Origin of the sequence: Acinetobacter sp. UBA6526, from assembly GCF_002434875.1 — a bacterium.
GTDB classification, from domain to species: domain Bacteria; phylum Pseudomonadota; class Gammaproteobacteria; order Pseudomonadales; family Moraxellaceae; genus Acinetobacter; species Acinetobacter venetianus.
The window spans coordinates 1-20,126 of record NZ_DJLC01000082.1; the positions used below are offsets into that span (position 1 = coordinate 1).

General features: G+C 37.9%; 18 protein-coding genes. 13 read left to right on the forward strand and 5 right to left on the reverse strand.

Annotated elements, in window-relative coordinates:
• The coding region (locus tag B4237_RS05260; protein WP_286942012.1) for a cytochrome b at nt 1-426 on the forward strand (426 nt) is incomplete at its 5' end.
• A gap of 42 nt (nt 427-468) precedes the next feature.
• Here the strand turns inward: B4237_RS05260 and B4237_RS05265 are convergent.
• From B4237_RS05265 to B4237_RS05280, 4 genes are all read right to left on the reverse strand, one after another.
• Nucleotides 469-1,467 (reverse strand): adenosine deaminase, encoded by a 999-nt coding sequence (locus tag B4237_RS05265; RefSeq protein WP_286942014.1) that lies wholly within the window; start codon nt 1,465-1,467, stop codon nt 469-471.
• Between the two features lie 114 nt (nt 1,468-1,581).
• The gene (locus B4237_RS05270; RefSeq protein WP_004878594.1) at nt 1,582-2,901 is read right to left on the reverse strand and encodes an NCS2 family permease; all 1,320 of its coding nucleotides are present in this window, start codon (nt 2,899-2,901) and stop codon (nt 1,582-1,584) included.
• 325 nt (nt 2,902-3,226) lie between these two features.
• Nucleotides 3,227-3,427, reverse strand: a complete 201-nt coding sequence (locus B4237_RS05275) for a hypothetical protein (RefSeq protein WP_004878590.1) — start codon at nt 3,425-3,427, stop codon at nt 3,227-3,229.
• A gap of 333 nt (nt 3,428-3,760) precedes the next feature.
• The gene (locus tag B4237_RS05280) at nt 3,761-5,968 is read right to left on the reverse strand and encodes a TonB-dependent receptor (RefSeq protein WP_278596412.1); all 2,208 of its coding nucleotides are present in this window, start codon (nt 5,966-5,968) and stop codon (nt 3,761-3,763) included.
• Between the two features lie 620 nt (nt 5,969-6,588).
• On the opposite strand from B4237_RS05280, the gene B4237_RS05285 reads away from it, so the two are divergent.
• The 3 genes from B4237_RS05285 (at nt 6,589) to B4237_RS05295 (ending at nt 8,691) form a co-directional block, all read left to right on the forward strand.
• Nucleotides 6,589-6,810, forward strand: a complete 222-nt coding sequence (locus B4237_RS05285; RefSeq protein ID WP_061518432.1) for a DUF6500 family protein — start codon at nt 6,589-6,591, stop codon at nt 6,808-6,810.
• Between the two features lie 160 nt (nt 6,811-6,970).
• Nucleotides 6,971-7,981: an AraC family transcriptional regulator gene (locus B4237_RS05290; RefSeq protein ID WP_286942018.1), complete on the forward strand. Its 1,011-nt coding sequence runs from the start codon at nt 6,971-6,973 to the stop codon at nt 7,979-7,981.
• A gap of 86 nt (nt 7,982-8,067) precedes the next feature.
• Nucleotides 8,068-8,691 (forward strand): sterol desaturase family protein, encoded by a 624-nt coding sequence (locus B4237_RS05295; RefSeq protein WP_004878583.1) that lies wholly within the window; start codon nt 8,068-8,070, stop codon nt 8,689-8,691.
• A 72-nt stretch (nt 8,692-8,763) separates the two neighbouring features.
• On the opposite strand, the gene mnmG is transcribed toward B4237_RS05295, so the two are convergent.
• On the reverse strand, nt 8,764-10,644 hold the full coding sequence (gene mnmG / locus B4237_RS05300) for a tRNA uridine-5-carboxymethylaminomethyl(34) synthesis enzyme MnmG (protein ID WP_004878581.1): 1,881 nt from the start codon (nt 10,642-10,644) through the stop codon (nt 8,764-8,766).
• 252 nt (nt 10,645-10,896) lie between these two features.
• On the opposite strand from mnmG, the gene B4237_RS05305 reads away from it, so the two are divergent.
• The 9 genes from B4237_RS05305 to B4237_RS05345 all read left to right on the forward strand — a co-directional run.
• Entirely contained in the window at nt 10,897-11,289 is a 393-nt protein-coding gene (locus tag B4237_RS05305) for a hypothetical protein (RefSeq protein WP_019384090.1), read from the forward strand.
• 174 nt (nt 11,290-11,463) lie between these two features.
• Nucleotides 11,464-12,369 (forward strand): 50S ribosomal protein L11 methyltransferase, encoded by a 906-nt coding sequence (gene prmA / locus B4237_RS05310; RefSeq protein ID WP_061515744.1) that lies wholly within the window; start codon nt 11,464-11,466, stop codon nt 12,367-12,369.
• A gap of 14 nt (nt 12,370-12,383) precedes the next feature.
• Nucleotides 12,384-13,247, forward strand: a complete 864-nt coding sequence (locus tag B4237_RS05315) for a DUF3426 domain-containing protein (protein ID WP_278596410.1) — start codon at nt 12,384-12,386, stop codon at nt 13,245-13,247.
• 375 nt (nt 13,248-13,622) lie between these two features.
• The gene (gene fis / locus B4237_RS05320) at nt 13,623-13,892 is read left to right on the forward strand and encodes a DNA-binding transcriptional regulator Fis (RefSeq protein ID WP_001086304.1); all 270 of its coding nucleotides are present in this window, start codon (nt 13,623-13,625) and stop codon (nt 13,890-13,892) included.
• Nucleotides 13,893-13,966: 74 nt separating this feature from the next.
• Nucleotides 13,967-15,541, forward strand: a complete 1,575-nt coding sequence (gene purH / locus B4237_RS05325) for a bifunctional phosphoribosylaminoimidazolecarboxamide formyltransferase/IMP cyclohydrolase (protein ID WP_278596409.1) — start codon at nt 13,967-13,969, stop codon at nt 15,539-15,541.
• A gap of 104 nt (nt 15,542-15,645) precedes the next feature.
• Entirely contained in the window at nt 15,646-16,932 is a 1,287-nt protein-coding gene (gene purD, locus B4237_RS05330) for a phosphoribosylamine--glycine ligase (protein ID WP_278395877.1), read from the forward strand.
• A gap of 599 nt (nt 16,933-17,531) precedes the next feature.
• Nucleotides 17,532-18,407 (forward strand): MetQ/NlpA family ABC transporter substrate-binding protein, encoded by an 876-nt coding sequence (locus B4237_RS05335; protein ID WP_019384086.1) that lies wholly within the window; start codon nt 17,532-17,534, stop codon nt 18,405-18,407.
• A gap of 70 nt (nt 18,408-18,477) precedes the next feature.
• Nucleotides 18,478-19,503, forward strand: a complete 1,026-nt coding sequence (locus B4237_RS05340) for a methionine ABC transporter ATP-binding protein (RefSeq protein ID WP_061393449.1) — start codon at nt 18,478-18,480, stop codon at nt 19,501-19,503.
• Nucleotides 19,500-20,126 (forward strand): methionine ABC transporter permease (locus B4237_RS05345; RefSeq protein ID WP_286942030.1); only part of this gene is annotated, 627 nt, incomplete at its 3' end. The genes B4237_RS05340 and B4237_RS05345, both read left to right, overlap by 4 nt.

Genomic DNA, 20,126 nt, shown 5'->3' on the forward strand with positions numbered 1-20,126 from the left:
GGATTTAAGGGAACTGTCATTACCCTACATAAAAATATAGCAACAACTATTATTTTCTTGGTTGTTATTCGTATTTTTTGGCGCTACACACATCCTGCACCAAAGTTACCAGCAACGATGTCACCGATGATGAAATGCTTAGCGCATATAGGGCATTTATTCCTTTATTTAATGTTATTAGCTCTACCAATTACGGGTTGTTTGTTTAGTTGGAGTGCTGGTCATCCTGCACCTGTTTTATATTTATTTGAGATCCCTCGTTTAGTACAAGATAATCCCGATCTACTTGCAATTGTCAAACCGCTGCATATTTATTTATCTTGGTTTGCAGGTCTACTAGTTGCTGGACACATTTTGGCTGCGATTAAACACCATGTGATTGATAAAGATAACGTCTTGCTGAGTATGTTACGTCAACCTAAATAAATATAAAGGCATAAAAAAACCGCATAATGCGGTTTTTTTATTTTAAATGGCTTTAATTTCTTCAATCCACTTTTGCTTTTCTTCATCAGAAATAAACGAAGCTTCAAAAGAGTTGATCGCAAGCTGCTTTAATTCATCATGACTCAGTGCTAACGCTTCTTGAATCGCAATAAAGTTATCATTCATGTAACCACCAAAATATGATGGGTCATCTGAATTAACAGTAACATGTACACCTTTCTGTAATAGACGACGAATATTATGTTCGCCCATATCTTTCACAACGCACAATTTCAAGTTACTGAGTGGACAAACCGTTAACGGCATCTTTTCAGAAATTAAACGTGTCATCAAACGCTCATCTTCTTCTGAACGTACACCATGATCGATACGATTCACTTTGAGTAAATCCAGTGCTTCCCAGATATATTCTGGAGGACCTTCCTCACCAGCATGTGCAACAATCAAAAATCCTGCTTCACGAGCTTTAGCGAAAACACGTTCAAACTTTGATGGTGGATGACCAACTTCACTTGAATCCAGTCCAATTGCAATAATCTCATCTTTAAATGGCAATGCTTGCTCAAGTGTTTCAAATGCTTTTTCTTCACTTAAATGACGCAAGAAGCACATGATCAACTGAGAGCTAATCCCTAATTTTTCTTTTGCATCTGTGCATGCACGTTTTAACCCCGCCAATACTGTCGCAAATTCAACTCCACGCTCAGTATGTGTCTGTGGGTCAAAGAACATTTCTGTATGAACAACTCGATCTTCAGCACATTTTTCAAAGTATGCCCAAGCGAGATCATAAAAGTCTTGTTCATGAACAAGTACATTTGCACCTGCATAGTAAATGCGCAGAAATGATTGAAGATTGTGAAAGTTATAAGCATGTTTCACTTCTTCAACTGATTGATAAGGAATCTGAATCTGATTACGCTGTGCAATTGCAAACATCAGTTCTGGTTCAAAAGTCCCTTCAATATGCACATGCAATTCGGCCTTTGGTAAAGCACGAATCAGCTCGATTTGATTCATATGAACTCCGCGTCTAAATAAAAAAGGGTGTTACCTGAACGAGTACACCCTTTTAGGGTTCTCTTTGAGAAAATATTTCACAAAGAGAATAATAAATGAATAGCAACGATTTGCTTAGCCACCAAATGCGATGAATTTGAATACCCACAAAGCAGCAATAATCCAAACCATATATGGAACGGTTTTTGCTTTGCCTGTCAGTAATTTAACTAGCGCATAGCTAATAAAGCCCATTGCAATACCATCTGCAATTGAATAAGTAAATGGCATGAATACGATGGTTAGAAATGCAGGAACAGCTTCCGTAATATCATCCCAATCAATATGCGTAATCCCTTGTATCATCAACACACCGATAAATAACAAAGCTGGTGCAGTCGCAAAACCTGGTACAGATTGAGCCAAGGGTGCAAGGAATAAGCATCCAATAAATAAGAATGCAACCACAACCGCTGTTAAACCTGTACGTCCACCCGCTGCAACACCCGAAGCAGACTCGATATATGGTGTGGTGGATGATGTACCTAAGGCAGCACCTGCAACAATAGCAGTAGAGTCAGCAAATAACGCTTTCTTTAAACGAGGTAATTTACCATCTTGAAGTAGGCCTGCACGATGTGAAACACCAACTAATGTCCCTGTACTATCAAACAAATCTACGATAAAGAAGACAAAAATTACCCCAACCATACTTGCAGTAAATAACCCTTCAAAGTCCATTTGCATAAAGGTTGGCGCTAAAGAAGGAACTTGACCAACAACGCCCTTGAATTCGTTTAAACCCATTGCTGTTGCAATTGCTGTTACGACCAAGATACTAATAATAATTGCGCCACGCACTTTAAATTGGTGCAATACAACAATCATTAAAAAGCCAAATAATGCCAATAGAACTGTAGGCTGTTTAATATCACCCAAACCCACTAAAGTTGCAGGATTATCTACAATGATTCCAGCATTTTTAAGTGCAATCAAAGCAAGGAATAAACCAATACCACCACCGATTGCAAACTTTAACGACATAGGAATTGCATTCACGATTGCTTCACGAATTTTGAAAAAGCTAATCGCTAAGAAAACCAAACCTGAAACGAACACAGCCGCCAAAGCCGTTTGCCAAGGCACCCCCATGCCTAAACACACTGAATAGGTAAAATAAGCATTTAAGCCCATACCTGGTGCAAGTGCAATTGGGTAATTTGCAACAATCCCCATGACCAAGCAGCCAATTGCAGCTGCCAAACAAGTCGCTACAAAGACAGCGCCATGATCCATTCCTGTTTCAGAAAGAATGAGTGGGTTTACAATGATGATGTAACACATGGTCAAAAATGTAGTTACACCAGCTAGAACTTCTGTTCTAAAGTTGGTTTTATTATCGCTCAACTTAAATAAGCGTTCTAACAAACCAGCCGAAGCATTAGGCGTTGTCATAACATAGCACCTGTTAAAATCTAAGATCGTAGAATTTGAAATCTATACGCTTGTGTTTCAAATAGTTTTTTGAATGTACACAAAAAGGTATACAAGACAATAAAGCAATCTATATGCCAATATTGCACTTGCTACGCAGACGATAGGTATAAATTTGATTCCGATATCAAAACGTAAAAAGCTGCATAACGAGATGCAGCTTTTTATTTAATGGTAAATATTTTAACAGATTCTCATCAAAACTTGAGTATCACAGCATAAAAAAAGCATAAACAATCCATTCATCCTGAGTCACCTAATTTTTGATTAGATGATCAAGCAAAATTCAACTCTTTTGCTTATAAGAAGACAAATGCGTATTGTGCTTTACATAGTTAGGATTATGTTGGATCTCATTTAAACTATGCTCAGCATCATTGACAATCTTAATAAGCTCTTCCCGTTTTTTGTTTTGGGCATCCGCATACGATGCATATCCCAAAACAAAGACGGAACAAACAACTAATAGTGCAAGTAATATCTTCATTATTATTATCTCAATTGTATGCTTTTCTTTAATACTAACAAAATAGAACAAAAATGAGAACCACTTAACATTTAACAACCACTAATTAGCAATAAGTCACAATTATATAACCTTTCACAAATTGGTTCTGTACATTTTATATCCAAATAAATACTAGAATAATCTAGTTTTTAAAGCAATAGCATTTTATATAATTCAATTAGATAGCAAGTTTTTGTATAGCTAAATTTTACCAATTAGTTGATTTATCAATATATAAAGCTGTTACATTTAGTTAAAAAAACATCTTTGCTCAATGAGCAAAGATGTTCTGTATTGCAATAATTTAGATATTTAGAATTGATAGTTTAAACGAACTAAGAAATTACGCGGTGTTCCTGGCATTGATGCTGAGCGCCAATATTCTTTATTCGTTAAATTATTCACTGCTATCGTTACATTCCAAGGATCAGCACTGTAACCAATTGCCGCATCTACTCGAGTAAAACCATCAAATGACATAGGATCATTATCCAAATTACCGCGTGCATAGACTGTTGCATCACCTACATAAGTTGCACCAACCTCTGTATAGATTTTATCTGTCGGCAAATAGCGTACAAATAAGTTACCTGTATGTTTTGGCACGTTATTCAGTACTTTACCAATATTCTGTGGTTTCCCCTTATCCTTTGTAACTTCGGCTTCGTTATATCCATAACCACCACGAACAAATACATTATCCAACACACGCCCAATGAAGCTAAATTCAACACCACGAGAACGATGTTGCCCACCTACAGCCCAAACATTTGGCTCATCATCTGGATTAGGCTTATAACGAATATTGTTTTTACGAATATCAAATACGGAAAATTGAGTATTTAAACGATCATTGATCCAATCACTTTTAACACCCACTTCATATTGTTCGTTGTATTGCGGCTCTGCATCAAAAGCATCTAAGTTTGTATTTGCAGACACTACATTTACACCAACACTCCCCCCAAATGGTGCAAAACTTTTACTATAAGATGCATAGAAACTTTGACTTTCAATTGGTTGCCAAATTAAACCGATGTTCGGGCTAAAACTTTCACCATCAATACTACGTTGATAATCAGGATCATTACTGTCTTTCAAACGGTTGGTTGTCTTCGAATGGAAATAATCATAACGCCCACCGAGCATAACTTTGAAATAATCATTAAAGCTAATTAAATCCTGAATAAATAACCCATAAGCTTCACTTTGATTATAGTTATGCGTATTAAGCTTTAAATCACTGCCGTCTCGTGAGTTAGAACGCTCACCTGTCAATGGATTGACATATCCCCAAAGAATTGAACCATCTTGATTTTTATTTGCGAGTTTTGGTTCACGTTGCTCATAGGTCCAATCTGCACCCACTAGAAGGTTATGCTTTAAGCGACCTGTATCAAATTCACCACGAATATCAAAGCTATTACTGGTCGTCTTATTATTTGTTTGTTGCCAATAATAAATTTGAGAGATTTCCCCTGCATGGCCATCACAAGAACCAATGTTTTTAGCTACCGTCTGGTCACTCTTACAATACGTACCAGAATAAAAGTGATCAAAGTTTTGCTCTGCCTGACGATGACTTAAAGCCCAATGAAAGTTCCAATTTGGCGCGAATTCATAATTCAAGTCTGAACGGGCTATCTGTAATACGTCATTGACATAATCGCCTTTTTGCGCAAACCCTGTTTTGATCGAGGTTCCTTTTGGAAGCTCAGAAAATTCAGGTCCGCGATCTGGAACGCGATGCAATTTGTCATAGGTGTATTGCATCGTCCAAGTGAGTCCATCATCATTCTTATAAGTAAAACTTGGAGACAACATTTCGATTTTATTTTCAATGCCTGAACGGAAACTGTTTGATTCTCCATATTCGCCAGTCAAACGTACAGCCACGTTATCCGTTAATACTTGGTTTAGATCAACTGTTGAACCATAGTTATCATATGATCCACCATAAATACCAACAGAACTTTTAGAATCAAAATTGGCAACTTTACTGACCATATTGATTACACCGCCACCAGAACTACGTCCATAAAGTACTGAGGCAGGACCTTTTAAAATCTCAATTCGCTCAACATTAGCAGTACTACGGCGCACTTGCCCACTTTCGCGAATACCATCACGATAGATATCACCAGTATCTGCATTAAATCCTCTTAGGCTAATCCCATCTCCACGCATGTCATAACTCGTAGAAACACCCGGTGTTCCTTGCAACATGACGCTCAGATCATTGGCTCCATAGATTTTATATTTTTGAACATCAATGGTATCAATTGTCTGGGGAATATCTTTTTTCTTGAGACCGTTACGAGTCACACTTGCCTGTTCATAATCAATATAACTTTTGATTGGATCAAGCTCACTCATCGCCTCGATTTTAATTGTAGGCATAACAGCTGTTTGCGTATTTTCTTCGTTCGCAATCGCATATTGCGCTTGAATCAGCATCACCGTAAGTAAACTGAACTTAAAAACAGGCTTAGTATGTGCACTAGGTATCGAGAGACTCATAAAAATATCCAAACTCAAATAAAAATTAAAAAAAGCTTAAAAATATAAAAACGATACAATTTTAATAAAAATAATTCTCATTTTCATCATCTTTAAGTCTATTTTTTGCTTTTAGTGCTTATTTATCGCCCAGATGAGATAGATAGAGCGGATATAGTGAGTAAAAAATTGCCAAAAATATTTTTAACATCCATGTGTTATTCTTTTTAAATTCGATTCTTTTTAAACAATTTTACATTCGACTACGCACAAAATAATTCAATCTTTTTTAGGATTCTAATGAAACATCCACTCTAATATGGAAGATTGAGTGTTCTTAGTTCTTTATCGCTCAGTATAAATTCTACCCCTTGCCGCTAACAAGACGATTGATCTTCCTCTCCCCCTCCTCAAACTTCAGAAGTGATAACTGAAGGTATTCCACCGTTTCAAATAACGCTTTAAAAGAAACTCTAATTTTAGAGACTTAAATATTATGTATGATCGGTTAGCCACTACAATTTAACGGTTAAATCATCACTTATACGAAAGACTTCCCTCCTTAAATTTCACATTCATTCATATTTCGCTTTATGTATATTATGATGCAATTATCCACCAATAAAGATTCGAAGAGTTAAATGCGAGCAGAATTGAAAACTAAAATCATAGAAGTATGTGATGATAAAATTGCCAAAAAAGGCAGTAATGTTGGTTTATCTTTTTATGCATTTTTTGCCAATAAAAATGATGATCCTGAGCAGCTTATGGAAGCAGCACATTGGTGGATTATGGAACATCGATTAGATCATTTTGAAAAAGCAACTAAAATTAAAACACTCATCTTGGAACAATCAAACTGACTCGTAATAAAGACTGATTGCTTTAACTTGTGTTGCTTGAACTCAAACAAAAATATTTCCAATGAATAGCTTAATATCCATGTTTAAGTAAAAGGCAATTCATTTCCATTATGAAAAGAGCATAGTATATTGATTTTAAAACTCGTATTTATGTTCTTTTATGCACTCAAGAAAAACCAGTGATGCAGGCATCTTTTTGTGGATGGTGTATCAAACCATGCAAAAAATGGATTTAGATGCAGCAGCAATTTTTGCTAGTGTGCATTTACCTGACCAACCCCCAGATAAATTTGTTCGACGTGATAACTCAACCCAACAACGTTTTTGGCAAGCGGCTGAACAAATCAGTCAAGATCAAGATATTGGGTTACATGTCGGCGCAAATGTACCCGCCTTTCGCGGTCAAGTAATTGAATATCTTTTTTTGAGCAGCCCAACATTTGGTGAGGGATTAAAACGAACTGTTCGTTATCAAGCCTTACTTACGGATGCAATGTCCTTCAAACTGGATGAATCGAATAGCGACTATATGATCATCTCAGGTTTAACACACCCTGTAAGACATTACCTTGAATGTGCGATTGGAATTTTTTTAAATTTTTTCAAATATATTAGTCAAGATGCTTTTTCGCCTTTAGAAATTTGGCTGCCCTACAATGAGGGTGCTTGTTCTGAAGAATATCAAAAAATATGGAAATGTAAGGTTCAACTGGCACAAACTGAGGGTGCAATCTGTTTTGATCGAAAACTATTGGATCAACCCTCACCCGCTTACGAACCTGAATTATTAAAAATTCATGAGCATCATGCTAAATCACAACTTGAGCTTTTAGGTAAACATCAACTAATTACCGAAATAGAAAGAATTTTAGCAAGTGGCTTATTGGAGTCAGGTGAATTCGATCAAAATTGTGTAGCTCAACATTTAAATCGAAGTGCTAGAAGCCTCAGAGCAGATTTACAACTGATTAATACCAGCTATGAAAAAGTGATTGCACAATATAGAGAACGCCTTTCTCGACGACTTTTATCACAAACCCAAGAAACAATTGATCAAATCGTATATTTAACAGGATTTTCTGAACCCTCTGCCTTTTCTAGAGCATTCAAGTGCTGGACGGGAGAAACACCTACTGCATATAGACAACGTAAGCAATCTGCATTTGATTAAGTCGGCAATATAAAGCTGTCAGTTCAGTCAAAAAGAAACCTAATTATTTTTCTAAAATCCAACTCATGTTTTAAGAGGTTTTTTACATGATTGGTTTTCCAGTAGGTATATTCGTTGCAAATGGCATGGAATGGTATTTTCATAAAGTGTGGTTACATGAGTTCCCAAGCAAAAATAGAAATAGCCCTTTCTTTACCCATATTGCCCATCACAAACGTGCTCGTCTAAATGACTTTCATGATGAAGGCTATGCTGAATCTATGTTTAAAAATTCAGAAATGTATAATGAAAAATCAGCTTTAATTGGCTTAACCATTGCATCAACAGTGTTTCTACCAGTAGCGCCTTTTTTTACAGCGGGTTTGTACTATGGCATTTGGAATTATTGGAAAGTTCATGCCAAATCTCATCTTGATCCAGAATATGCCAAAAAGCGCATCCCATGGCATTATGATCACCACATGACTAGCAATCAAAATGCAAACTGGTGTGTAACTAAACCTTGGTTTGATTACATCATGGGGACTCGTGTTTTAACTGATGTATCGGATACCGAAACAAATCCTTTAGCGATTAAAATGCCATTATGGTTAGAAAAAAGAGTAAATCGCACTGCACGACGTCTACTTCCGAAAGCATTTGCTAAAATTGATAAGAATACACAAACAGATCAATTCAATTTAAGCCAAGGCATTGAAGTCGCACTTTAGAGAAGTTTAAGCAATAAAAAAGCCTAATCATAAAGATTAGGCTTTTGGCAAAACCAACTTATTCAATAAAAATTAAGCCGTTTTCTTCGCCATATTATTTTTACGAATCGTAATCATCAGCAATTGAACTGCTGCTGGGGTCACACCAGGAATACGGCTTGCTTGTGCTAATGTTTCTGGTCGTACTGTTTTTAATTTCAATGTGATTTCACGAGATAACCCTGAAATACCATCATATTCAAAATCAGCAGGGATTCGAGTTTCTTCAAGACGCTTTAATTGAGCAACATCTTCGTGCTGGCGGTTGATATACCCTTCATATTTCACAGCAATCTCAATCTGCTCACCAACTTGCTGAGATACCTCAGAACCTGTTAATTCAGCAATTTGAGTGAAGTTAATGTTTGGACGCTTAAGCAAATCAATTGCACTACATTCTTTACTTAAATCAGCACCTGTCATTTCAACAAACTTTTTACCCATTGGGTTGTTTGGTGCTGCCCATAAATGTTGTAGACGCGAAGTTTCACGCTCAACTGCTTCCATTTTTTCACTATAAGCAGCCCAACGTTCGTCATCAACTAAACCAAGCTCACGACCAATTTCAGTTAAACGCTGATCTGCATTGTCTTCACGCAACATCAAACGATATTCCGCGCGTGAGGTAAACATACGATATGGTTCTTTCGTTCCTAATGTAATCAAGTCATCAACGAGTACGCCCATATAAGCTTGATCGCGTTTCGGCGTCCATTCTTCTTGCTCCCACGCACGGCGCGCAGCATTTAAACCAGCAAGTAAACCTTGTGCACCCGCTTCTTCATAACCCGTCGTACCATTTATCTGACCAGCGAAATATAAGTTTTGAATCGCTTTAGTTTCGAGCGTGAATTTTAATGCTTGCGGATTAAAATAATCGTATTCAATTGCATAACCAGGACGTAGGATATGTGCATTTTCCATACCGCGAATCGAACGTACTAGGTTGAACTGAACGTCAAATGGCAATGACGTTGAAATACCGTTTGGATAAAGCTCATGCGTATCCAAACCTTCAGGTTCAAGGAAAACTTGATGTGAATCTTTATCTGCAAAACGATGAATTTTATCTTCAATCGATGGGCAGTAACGAGGGCCAACACCTTCGATCACGCCTGTGTACATTGGTGAACGATCTAAACCACCACGAATGATTTCATGGGTTTTTTCACTTGTATGGGTAATATAGCAATTGACTTGTTCTGGGTGCATAGAGACATCACCCATAAATGACATCACAGGTGATGGAAAATCACCTGGCTGTGGAGTCATGACTGAAAAATCAACTGAACGTGCATCAATACGTGGCGGCGTACCTGTTTTCAAACGACCTACTGGTAATTTAAGTTCACGTAAACGATGAGCAAGTGCAATCGAAGGTGGATCACCTGCACGACCACCACTTGAGTTTTGTAAACCAATATGAATCACACCACCCAAGAACGTACCGGTCGTCAACACAACTGTTTTGGTATCAAAACGAATACCCATTTGTGTTACGACACCTTTAACAGTATCGCCTTCAACAATCAGGTCATCAGCCGCTTGTTGAAAAATATCCAAGTTTGCTTGATTTTCTAAGGTTTCACGAATCGCGGCTTTATAACGGACACGGTCTGCTTGTGCACGTGTTGCACGTACAGCAGCACCCTTACGTGAATTTAGGATACGAAACTGAATACCACCTTTATCAGCAGCCAACGCCATTGCGCCGCCCAATGCATCAATTTCACGTACTAAATGTGACTTACCAATACCACCGATCGCTGGGTTACAGCTCATCTGCCCCAAAGTTTCAATATTATGCGTTAACAATAATGTTTGTCTTCCCATACGTGCAGCAGCAAGTGCCGCTTCCGTACCAGCGTGACCGCCACCAATTACGATAACGTCGTAAACCTTAGGATAGTGCATAGTGGTAAATGTGTATTCAAAAAATGACAGAGTATTATACAGGAGTTTTCCATTAAATTGACAAAAACAGTCAATATTCTTGTTTTTAACACTCCGTTGAAATGACTACAAAACACACAAAAAGTAACGTTATGTTGCAATTCAACCCTACTGTTAACATAGCGCCCCATAATCGGTAACTTGAACACCACTGTTTTATTTAAGGAATTTCTTATTCTAGATAATGCATAACAAATACTTTAGGAAAATGATATGAACACTAAGCTTTTATTATCATCGCTAATTTGTGGCTTATGTTTCACAACAGTAGCGGCACATGCAAATACCAAATCAAACACAGACCAACTCGCTCAAAAGTATGTGCAAGTATGTAAGAGCAAAAAACAAGGTGATATGGTTTCTTTTGCTCAAAAAGGTGTAATTTTCAATGGTGTTTGTCAACCAAATGACGCAGGTAAATTAGTATTCCAACCACCAATGCCTGCAAGTAATGCAATGCCTGAAACGCAAAGCAAGATTTCAGAAACACAATCTGCACCTCGTCCAGTAAGTGCGCCGATGCAGGCACCAATGCAACATCAAATGATGCAGCAACCACCAGCAATGATGGCACCATCGGGTGATATGGATCAAACTGCTCCATAAACTTATATTTTCAAAAAGGATGCTTAAATGCATCCTTTTTTATGGATTTTGAATACATAGATAGCTTAATTTCTAAAAAAATAGCCTTAAAATTGTAATCAGCTTATTTTATTGTCCCTTTCATGGTCATGAATCTATTACAATAATCGCAAATATATTTTCTTAGGTTTTCCTGTGAACTGGCTACAAATTCATATTACTGTTGATCAAAATCAAGTTGAACTCACCGAAACATTGCTTCTTTCTTTAGGTGCTGTCAGTGTGACTTTAGACGATGCAGAAGATCAGGCTTTACTTGAACCACTACCAGGCGAAACCCCTCTTTGGAATAAAGTTATCGTTACAGGGATCTATCAACAAGACGAAGAAGATCCAATCGATGTTGATACATTAGAAGCTTTCTTAAAAGCTCAACTTCCAGATGTTCCAATGCGCCATGAGTATTTGGAAAACCAAGTATGGGAACGTGCTTGGATGGATTATTACGAGCCAATCCAAATCGGCGAAAAATACTGGATCGTGCCAGAATGGTTAGAACCACCTGAGGCAGACGCGACAAACATCAAACTTGATCCAGGTTTAGCATTTGGTACAGGTAACCATGCAAGCACCTTCTTGTGCTTACAATGGTTAGGCAAAACCGATGTTAAAGACAAAATTGTCATCGATTATGGCTGTGGTTCAGGTATTTTGGGTGTTGCAGCATTGTTACTTGGTGCTAAAAAAGTTTATGCAACCGATATTGATCCACAAGCTGTGTTGGCAACAAAACAAAATGCAGAATTAAATGGCGTACTTGATCGCCTTTATGTTGGTCTCCCTGAAGAGTTTGATCAGGAGTTCAATCAACAACAAGCTGATGTGTTAGTAGCAAATATTTTAGCTGCACCACTAATGGCACTAGCGCCTGAATTCTCAACTTTAATCAAAAGTGAGGGGGAGTTCGCACTTGCAGGTGTAATCGAAGAGCAAGTTGCTGATGTTTCTAGTGTTTACTCTGAGTTTTTTGATATATTAGACATCGAAAAGCGTGAAGAAAACTGGTGTCGCATTTCAGGAAAACGCAAAACAACAATTTGAGAATACTTTTTCTTATGAGTGAAAAACAGACCCGCTGCCCCAAATGTTCAACTGTGTACAAAGTGACCCTTTCACAACTCAGCGTTGCTCAGGGCATGGTTTGTTGCCCAAAATGCATGATCAACTTCAATGCATTGACCAATCTTTTAGATTCAGAGGCGAATGAAACGGTTCCTAGCACTACGAACCGTTCACTCTTTTCATCAATACAACCAGACAGCTCATTTGCAGAAAAACAAATGCAGATATTGAGTATTTTTGATCAAAAAATTGAAAACTCAAATATCGACTTACTGACTTATTTAAATAACTTAAATTACTTTAATACCGAACCCGTTACAGCCCTTCCCAACCTAAACCTTTCGGAAGATGCCTTATTAATAGAGCACGAGCCAAATACTAAACAACACGGATGGCTTTATTACTCTTTATGGGGAATCGGCAATATTGTTTTAATTCTTGTGTTTGCTTTTCAAATATTATGGTTCAATCCAAAGCTTATGCATGAAAGCCCAGCATTGAATCGAATTTTCAATTATGCATGCGGTATTTTGACCTGCAAAACTTTAGACGAACAATATAAGTATCTCAGTTTTGAAAAAGTGAAAGTAAAACGTATCAGCAAAGATGAAACCAAGTTTTCTGGCGTGTTAATCAATCGCCATGAAAACAGCATTTTGATTCCTTCTATTAAAGTTGTTCTAAAAGAAAAGGGTGAAACCATCACCGACATCACATTGAAGCCACAAGACTATCTTGTAGACAGTCTAAAAATGATTCAACGTATTCCATCAAACAGTCCTTTTAGATTCGAATTTACCATTCCAAAAAGCAAAAATAGCTTTGATGACTATAGTTTAGAAATTGTACAGCCCTAAAAGCATAAAAAAGTGACAAAAAAACAAAAAAAAGTGCAGTTAATTTGCTCACTTTTTCACAGACAGTGGTATGATACGCGCCACGAATGCTTTGACCTACATACTCCTCGTTATTTATAGACAATAAAATCGTTAAACGAACTGTGCTTCTATCCCATAAGCGCATTGTTGGTTTTTTTGTTTTTGAAAGTAGGCGGTAACAAATATTTAACTATTGTTACGCTTATTTTTTACACAAATCGAGGAATTGTGGCAAGCTAATAGTCCTTTTGTTTTAGAGTCACTGTTTTAGGATCTAAAACAGGGCTCAGTAATTTAGACCACATTTATATATCGCTTTACCCAAGCGATATTTGATTTTTCGGATTAACACGCATGAATAGCAAATCTCCTATTTTTACGGCTCAATCTGATGTCGCTCTTCGCATCCACGTAGATCGCGCAGTTCGTCATTATTTTGCACAATTGCAAGGTGAGCAACCATCTCAAGTTTATGACATGGTTTTAGCAGAAATGGAGAAACCTCTTTTATCTGTGGTCTTAGAATATACTCGTGGCAACCAAACACGTGCCGCTGAGATTTTAGGCCTTAACCGTGGAACTTTACGTAAAAAGTTAAAAGCTCACGGTTTAATGAGTGAATAATTGATAAAATGCTCACGTTCTCGTGGGCATTTTTTTATGCTTAATCTGTAGACTTCAAATTGTTGACTAAAATCATGACTATCAAACGTGCTTTAATCTCTGTCTCCGACAAAACTGGAATCGTTGAATTTGCTCAAAACCTTGTAGCTCTTGGGGTAGAAATCCTATCTACAGGCGGCACATATAAGTTGCTTAAAGACAACAACATCGCCGTAGTAGAAGTTTCAGAACATACAGGTTTCCCAGAAATGATGGATGGTCGTGTAAAAACACTTCATCCAAAAATTCATGGTGGCATCTTAGCTCGTCGTGGTCTGGACGAAGCTGTGATGCAAGAACACAATATTGATCCGATTGATCTTGTGATTGTGAATCTTTATCCATTTGCTGCAACTGTTGCAAAACCAAACTGCTCTCTTGCTGATGCAATCGAAAATATTGATATCGGTGGCCCGACAATGGTTCGTGCAGCCGCGAAAAACCATGCTTCTGTGGGTATTATCGTAAATGCATCTGACTATGACAGCGTCATTGCTGAATTAAAAGCAAATGGTTCATTGTCATACGAAACGCGTTTCGATTTAGCTGTTAAAGCATTTGAACACACTGCTCAATACGATGGCATGATTGCGTCTTACCTAGGTGCGCGTGTTGGTAAAGTTGAAGGTGAAGCTGACTTATTCCCCCGTACTTTCAATACTCAATTGAATAAAGCACAAGATTTACGTTACGGTGAAAATCCTCACCAAAATGCAGCATTCTATGTAGAAGCAAATGCACAAGAAGCATCTGTTTCTACAGCGAAGCAATTACAAGGTAAAGAACTGTCTTACAACAACATCGCAGATACAGATGCGGCACTTGAATGTGTTAAATCTTTTGCAAAACCTGCCTGTGTGATTGTAAAACATGCAAACCCATGTGGTGTTGCAGTTTCATTAGACGGCATTAAAGCCGCTTACGATCTTGCTTATGCAACTGATCCAGAATCTGCTTTTGGTGGCATCATTGCATTTAACCGTGAATTAGACACGGCTACTGCACAAGCCATTGTCGATCGCCAATTCGTTGAAGTGATCATCGCACCAAGCATTGCTGATGGCGTACTTGAAATCACAGGCGCGAAAAAGAATGTCCGTGTGATGGTATGTGGTGACCTTCCAGCAATTGACGCTCGTGCTCCACAACTTGACTATAAACGTGTAAACGGCGGTTTGTTGGTTCAAGACCAAGACTTAGGCATGATCACGAAAGACGACCTTAAAGTTGTAACTAAGCGTGTACCAACCGAACAAGAAATTGATGACCTTATCTTTGCTTGGAAAGTTGCAAAATACGTGAAATCAAATGCAATTGTTTATGCAAAAAACCGTCAAACAATCGGTGTTGGTGCAGGTCAAATGAGCCGCGTGAACTCTGCTCGTATTGCCGCAATCAAAGCAGAACATGCTGGTTTAGTGGTTGAAGGCGCAGTAATGGCATCTGACGCATTCTTCCCATTCCGTGATGGTATTGATAATGCTGCAAAAGCAGGTATCAAATGTATCATCCAACCGGGTGGTTCTATGCGTGACGAAGAAACAATTGCAGCAGCTGACGAAGCTGGTATTGCAATGGTATTCACGGGTATGCGTCACTTCCGTCATTAATACCCCGAAGTCCCTCTTTTCTGCGATGCCTTAGTCGCATTAGAGGGACTTTTTTATTCTTAACAGGTATATTCTTAAATACGGAAAAGGGAAATAACTTAATAATGAATATTTTAGTTTTGGGTAGCGGTGGCCGTGAACATGCACTTGCATGGAAAATCGCACAAGATCAGAAAGTGGCTAAAATTTTTGTTGCACCGGGTAATGCAGGCACAGCAACAGAAGACAAATGTGAAAATGTTGACCTTGATATTTTAAACAACCCAGCGATCATTGATTTTGCTAAAGCCAATGATGTTGCACTGGTGGTTGTTGGTCCAGAAGCACCGTTAGTCAATGGCGTTGTTGATGCTGCTCGTGCAGCGGGTGTTAAAATTTGGGGTCCAACTCAATATGCTGCGCAGCTTGAGGGTTCAAAAGCATTTGCTAAGCATTTCTTAAAACGCCATAACATTCCAACCGCTTTTTATGATGTATTTACAGAAGTAGATGCAGCTAAAGCCTATGTAGAACAAAATGGCGCGCCAATTGTTATTAAAGCTGATGGTCTCGCGGCAGGTAAAGGCGTTATCGTTGCAATGACCAACGAAGAAGCTTTTGCTGCAATTGATGACATGCTTGCAGGTAACAAATTTGGTGATGCAGGTTCTCGTGTTGTAATCGAACAGTTCCTAGCTGGTGAAGAAGCAAGTTTTATCTGCATGATTGATGGTAAAAACATTCTTCCAATGGCAACCTCACAAGATCACAAGCGTATCTTTGAAGGTGATCAGGGTCCAAATACAGGTGGTATGGGTGCTTATTCCCCTGCTCCTGTTGTAACTGCTGACGTTTTCGAACGTGTCATGAATGAAGTTATGCGTCCAACTGTTGAAGGCATGGCTGCTGATGGTCATGTTTACACTGGTTTCTTATACGCAGGCTTAATGATTGATGAACAAGGTCAACCTCGTGTGATCGAGTTCAACTGTCGTTTTGGCGATCCAGAAACCCAACCGATTATGATGCGTTTAAAATCATCTCTTGTTGATTTAGTTGAAGCTGGTATTGATGGTAACTTACCGAGCGAAGCTGAATGGGATGAACGTAAGTCAATTGGTATTGTACTTGCAGCTGAAGGTTATCCTGAAACTGTACGTAAAGGTGATGTGATTTCTGGTATCGGACAATCTCCTGAAGATACAAAAATCTTCCATGCTGGCACAGCAACCACCGAAGATGGTCATATCATTACTGCGGGTGGACGTGTACTTTGCGTCACAGCATTAGGTGATACTGTACTCGAAGCCCAAATTAATGCACTAGAAGTATGTGGTCAAGTGACATTCACGGGTATGCAATACCGTAGCGACATCGGCTATCGTGCAATTGCACGTGAAAAAGCTGAATAAGCCATTCTCTAAAGAGGCCTTCTTCGGAAGGCTTTTTTATTCCTGAAAATGCATAAAAATAAATTCTATATTCATTATTTAGATATAAAATTCAGAAAAATATATATTCATTATTCCACTGATTCAGCTCAATATCTTTTCTGAAAAATTTATAAAACTATCATCCATTTATATTTACTATGAATGCAATTTCCCTCAAATAATCATACTCTTATACGCTTTAGTTCAATTTACGCCCCTATAACCTTATGTAAATTGTTGGTATGATTGCCCAAATTTTAGATGTTGTTTTTTTGTTAAACCAATGATATTTTTTTATTTATTTCAAATAATTAAGACATTGTAGTTTAGGGATTGAATTACAGCTAGATCCAAATTTGATGATAAAAATAATATGAAGTTTCTATTGTTCAAATAAGTTGTATTAAATTTGAACATGAATATTCATCTATTTTTATAATGTTGCAAGACGCAGATTTTAAAAGCAATTCACATGAATGTTTATGCATGATGCTAATTTGCAACATACAAAATTATTGCAATCACTAATGCTAGAGAAATACGAACATTCTCAACATTATTTCGATTAGGATTTATACATGAAAAAGCTGATTGGTCTTTTTTTAAGTGTATCTGTGTTATTGCTTGCAGCGTGCAGCAAACAACCAGATACAGCATCGACTGAACAAAAAGGTGATGCTGGCGCGTTGCAAACTGTTGTAATTGCTTCTACTGGTTCTGATGCAGACATTTGGCGCTATATCGCAACATTACCTGAAACCAAAGCTGCTGGCGTTAAATTAGAAATTAAAAACTTCACAGACTATGTTGCAATGAATACCGCGGTTGCAAACAAAGAAGTTGATTTAAATGCATTCCAATCATATGCATATCTTGTTGCTTTCAATGCGGCAAATAAAGATAAGATTGCACCTGTTTCAACAACTTACTTAGAGCCAATGGGTATCTACTCAAGCAAAGTGAAAAAAGTTGAAGAGTTTGCTGAAGGCGCAACGATTGCGATTCCAAATGATGGTGCAAATGAATCACGTGCTTTATTACTTTTACAAAGTGCTGGCTTAATCAAATTAAAAGCTGATTTCGACCCTGTAAAAGGCACACCTGCTGACATCATTGAAAACAGCAAGAAAATCGTAATTAAGCCAATTCAAATGGCAACTGCTGTTCGTGTTAAAGACGAAGTGGATGCAATCTTGTTAGGTAATACGCTTGCAATGGAAGGTGGTTTAAACGTTCTTAAAGATGCAATCTTCTACGAACCAATCGATCAAAGCACAAAATTAAATGTGAACGTTTTAGCAACGGCAGAATCACGTAAAGATGATGCTGTATTGCAAAAGGTTGGTGCGTTGTATCACACCGAAGCTGTTAAGCAATATGTACAAGAACATTTTGCTGGTACTAAGGTTGACGTGAACAAACCAACAAGCTATCTCACAGAAGCAAATTCGTAATATAATCCTCTCAACGAAACAGGCAAAGTGACTTTGCCTGTTTTTTCTTTTTTGCTTAGTATTGACGAACATGATCCAATTTAAAAACATTTCGAAACACTATCAGCTAAAGGGTCAGACGATTAATGCGTTAGACCAAATTAATTTAGAAATTCCTGAAGGTAGTATCTTTGGGATTATTGGCTATAGTGGTGCAGGTAAAAGTACGTTAATTCGTTTGATTAATTTGCTAGAGCGTCCATCACAAGGACAAGTCATTATTAATCAAAAAGACTTTACTGCAATGGATGCGCGTACACTTCGTCAAGAACGTGCAAATATCGGCATGATCTTTCAGCACTTCAATTTATTGCAAACAAAGACTGTCTCAGAAAATATTGAAATGCCGCTTAAATTACTTGGGCATAGTAAGATTGAGCGTGAAAAGCGCTTAGCAGAATTATTAGATTTTATCGATTTAAAACATAAGAAAGATGCCTACCCTGATGAATTATCAGGAGGTCAAAAGCAACGTGTAGGTATTGCTCGTGCGCTTGCCAATCATCCTAAAATTCTACTCTGTGATGAAGCAACGTCTGCGCTTGACCCACAAACGACCAAATCTGTTTTAGCCTTATTAAAAAAGATCAACCAAGAGCAAAACATCACCATTGTGATGGTGACACATGAAATGGATGTAATCGAGTCAGTGTGTGATTATGTCGCAGTAATGGAATCAGGTCATGTGATTGAAACAGGTTCAACACTCGATATCTTTAGCCAGCCCCAACATCCAACGACTAAAACATTTATTCAGACCGTGTTACAGCAACAACTCCCTGTCAATATTCTAAATAACCTTGAGCATAAGCATCATAAGAGTATCTATAACCTCCAGTTCTTAGGAACTTCAGCTCAAGAAACCGTTATTCAAGCGGTGATTAAACAATTTGATTTAAGCCTCAATATTCTTTTTGCCAATATGACTGAAATTAACGGAACTGTTATTGGCCAGATGTTTATTCAGCTCTTAGGTGATCCAAATATTATTCAGGAAGCAATTAAATTCCTTGAACAGCAAGGCGTTAAAGTTGAACAATCTGGAGTAAGCCAATGAGAGACTTCATCGTACAATGGCTAACAGAAGTCACAGCACCATTTTGGCATAGCTCACTGTCAATAGATCAATTCGTAACAGCTTTACAAGAAACATTTCAAATGGTGTTCTTCTCATTGTTGTTTGGTTGTATTTGGGGAATGATCCAAGGCATTACATTAGTCGTAACACGCAGTGGTGGTATTTTACAGAATCGCGCGGTTTATTATTTTCTCAATCCAATTGTGAATGCGCTGCGTTCATTGCCTTTCATTATTTTACTGATTGCAGTCATTCCATTAACCAAAATGATCGTAGGCACATCGATTGGAACATGGGCCGCGATTGTACCGTTAACGATTTATGTTGGTCCTTATCTCGGTCGTTTGATTGAAACCTCATTACTCGAAGTAAATGAAGGTATTGTTGAATCCGCTCAAGCGATGGGTGCATCACCTTGGCAAATCATTTTTAAGTTTATTATCCCCGAAGCTCGTAGTTCTCTGATCCTGAACTTAACGACTGGTACGATTTCTCTTATCGGTGCAACAGCGATGGCGGGAGCAGTCGGTGCAGGTGGTATTGGTGATTTGGCAATTTCTTATGGCTATCAACGCTTCGATACTAGTGTTGTGATTTTAACA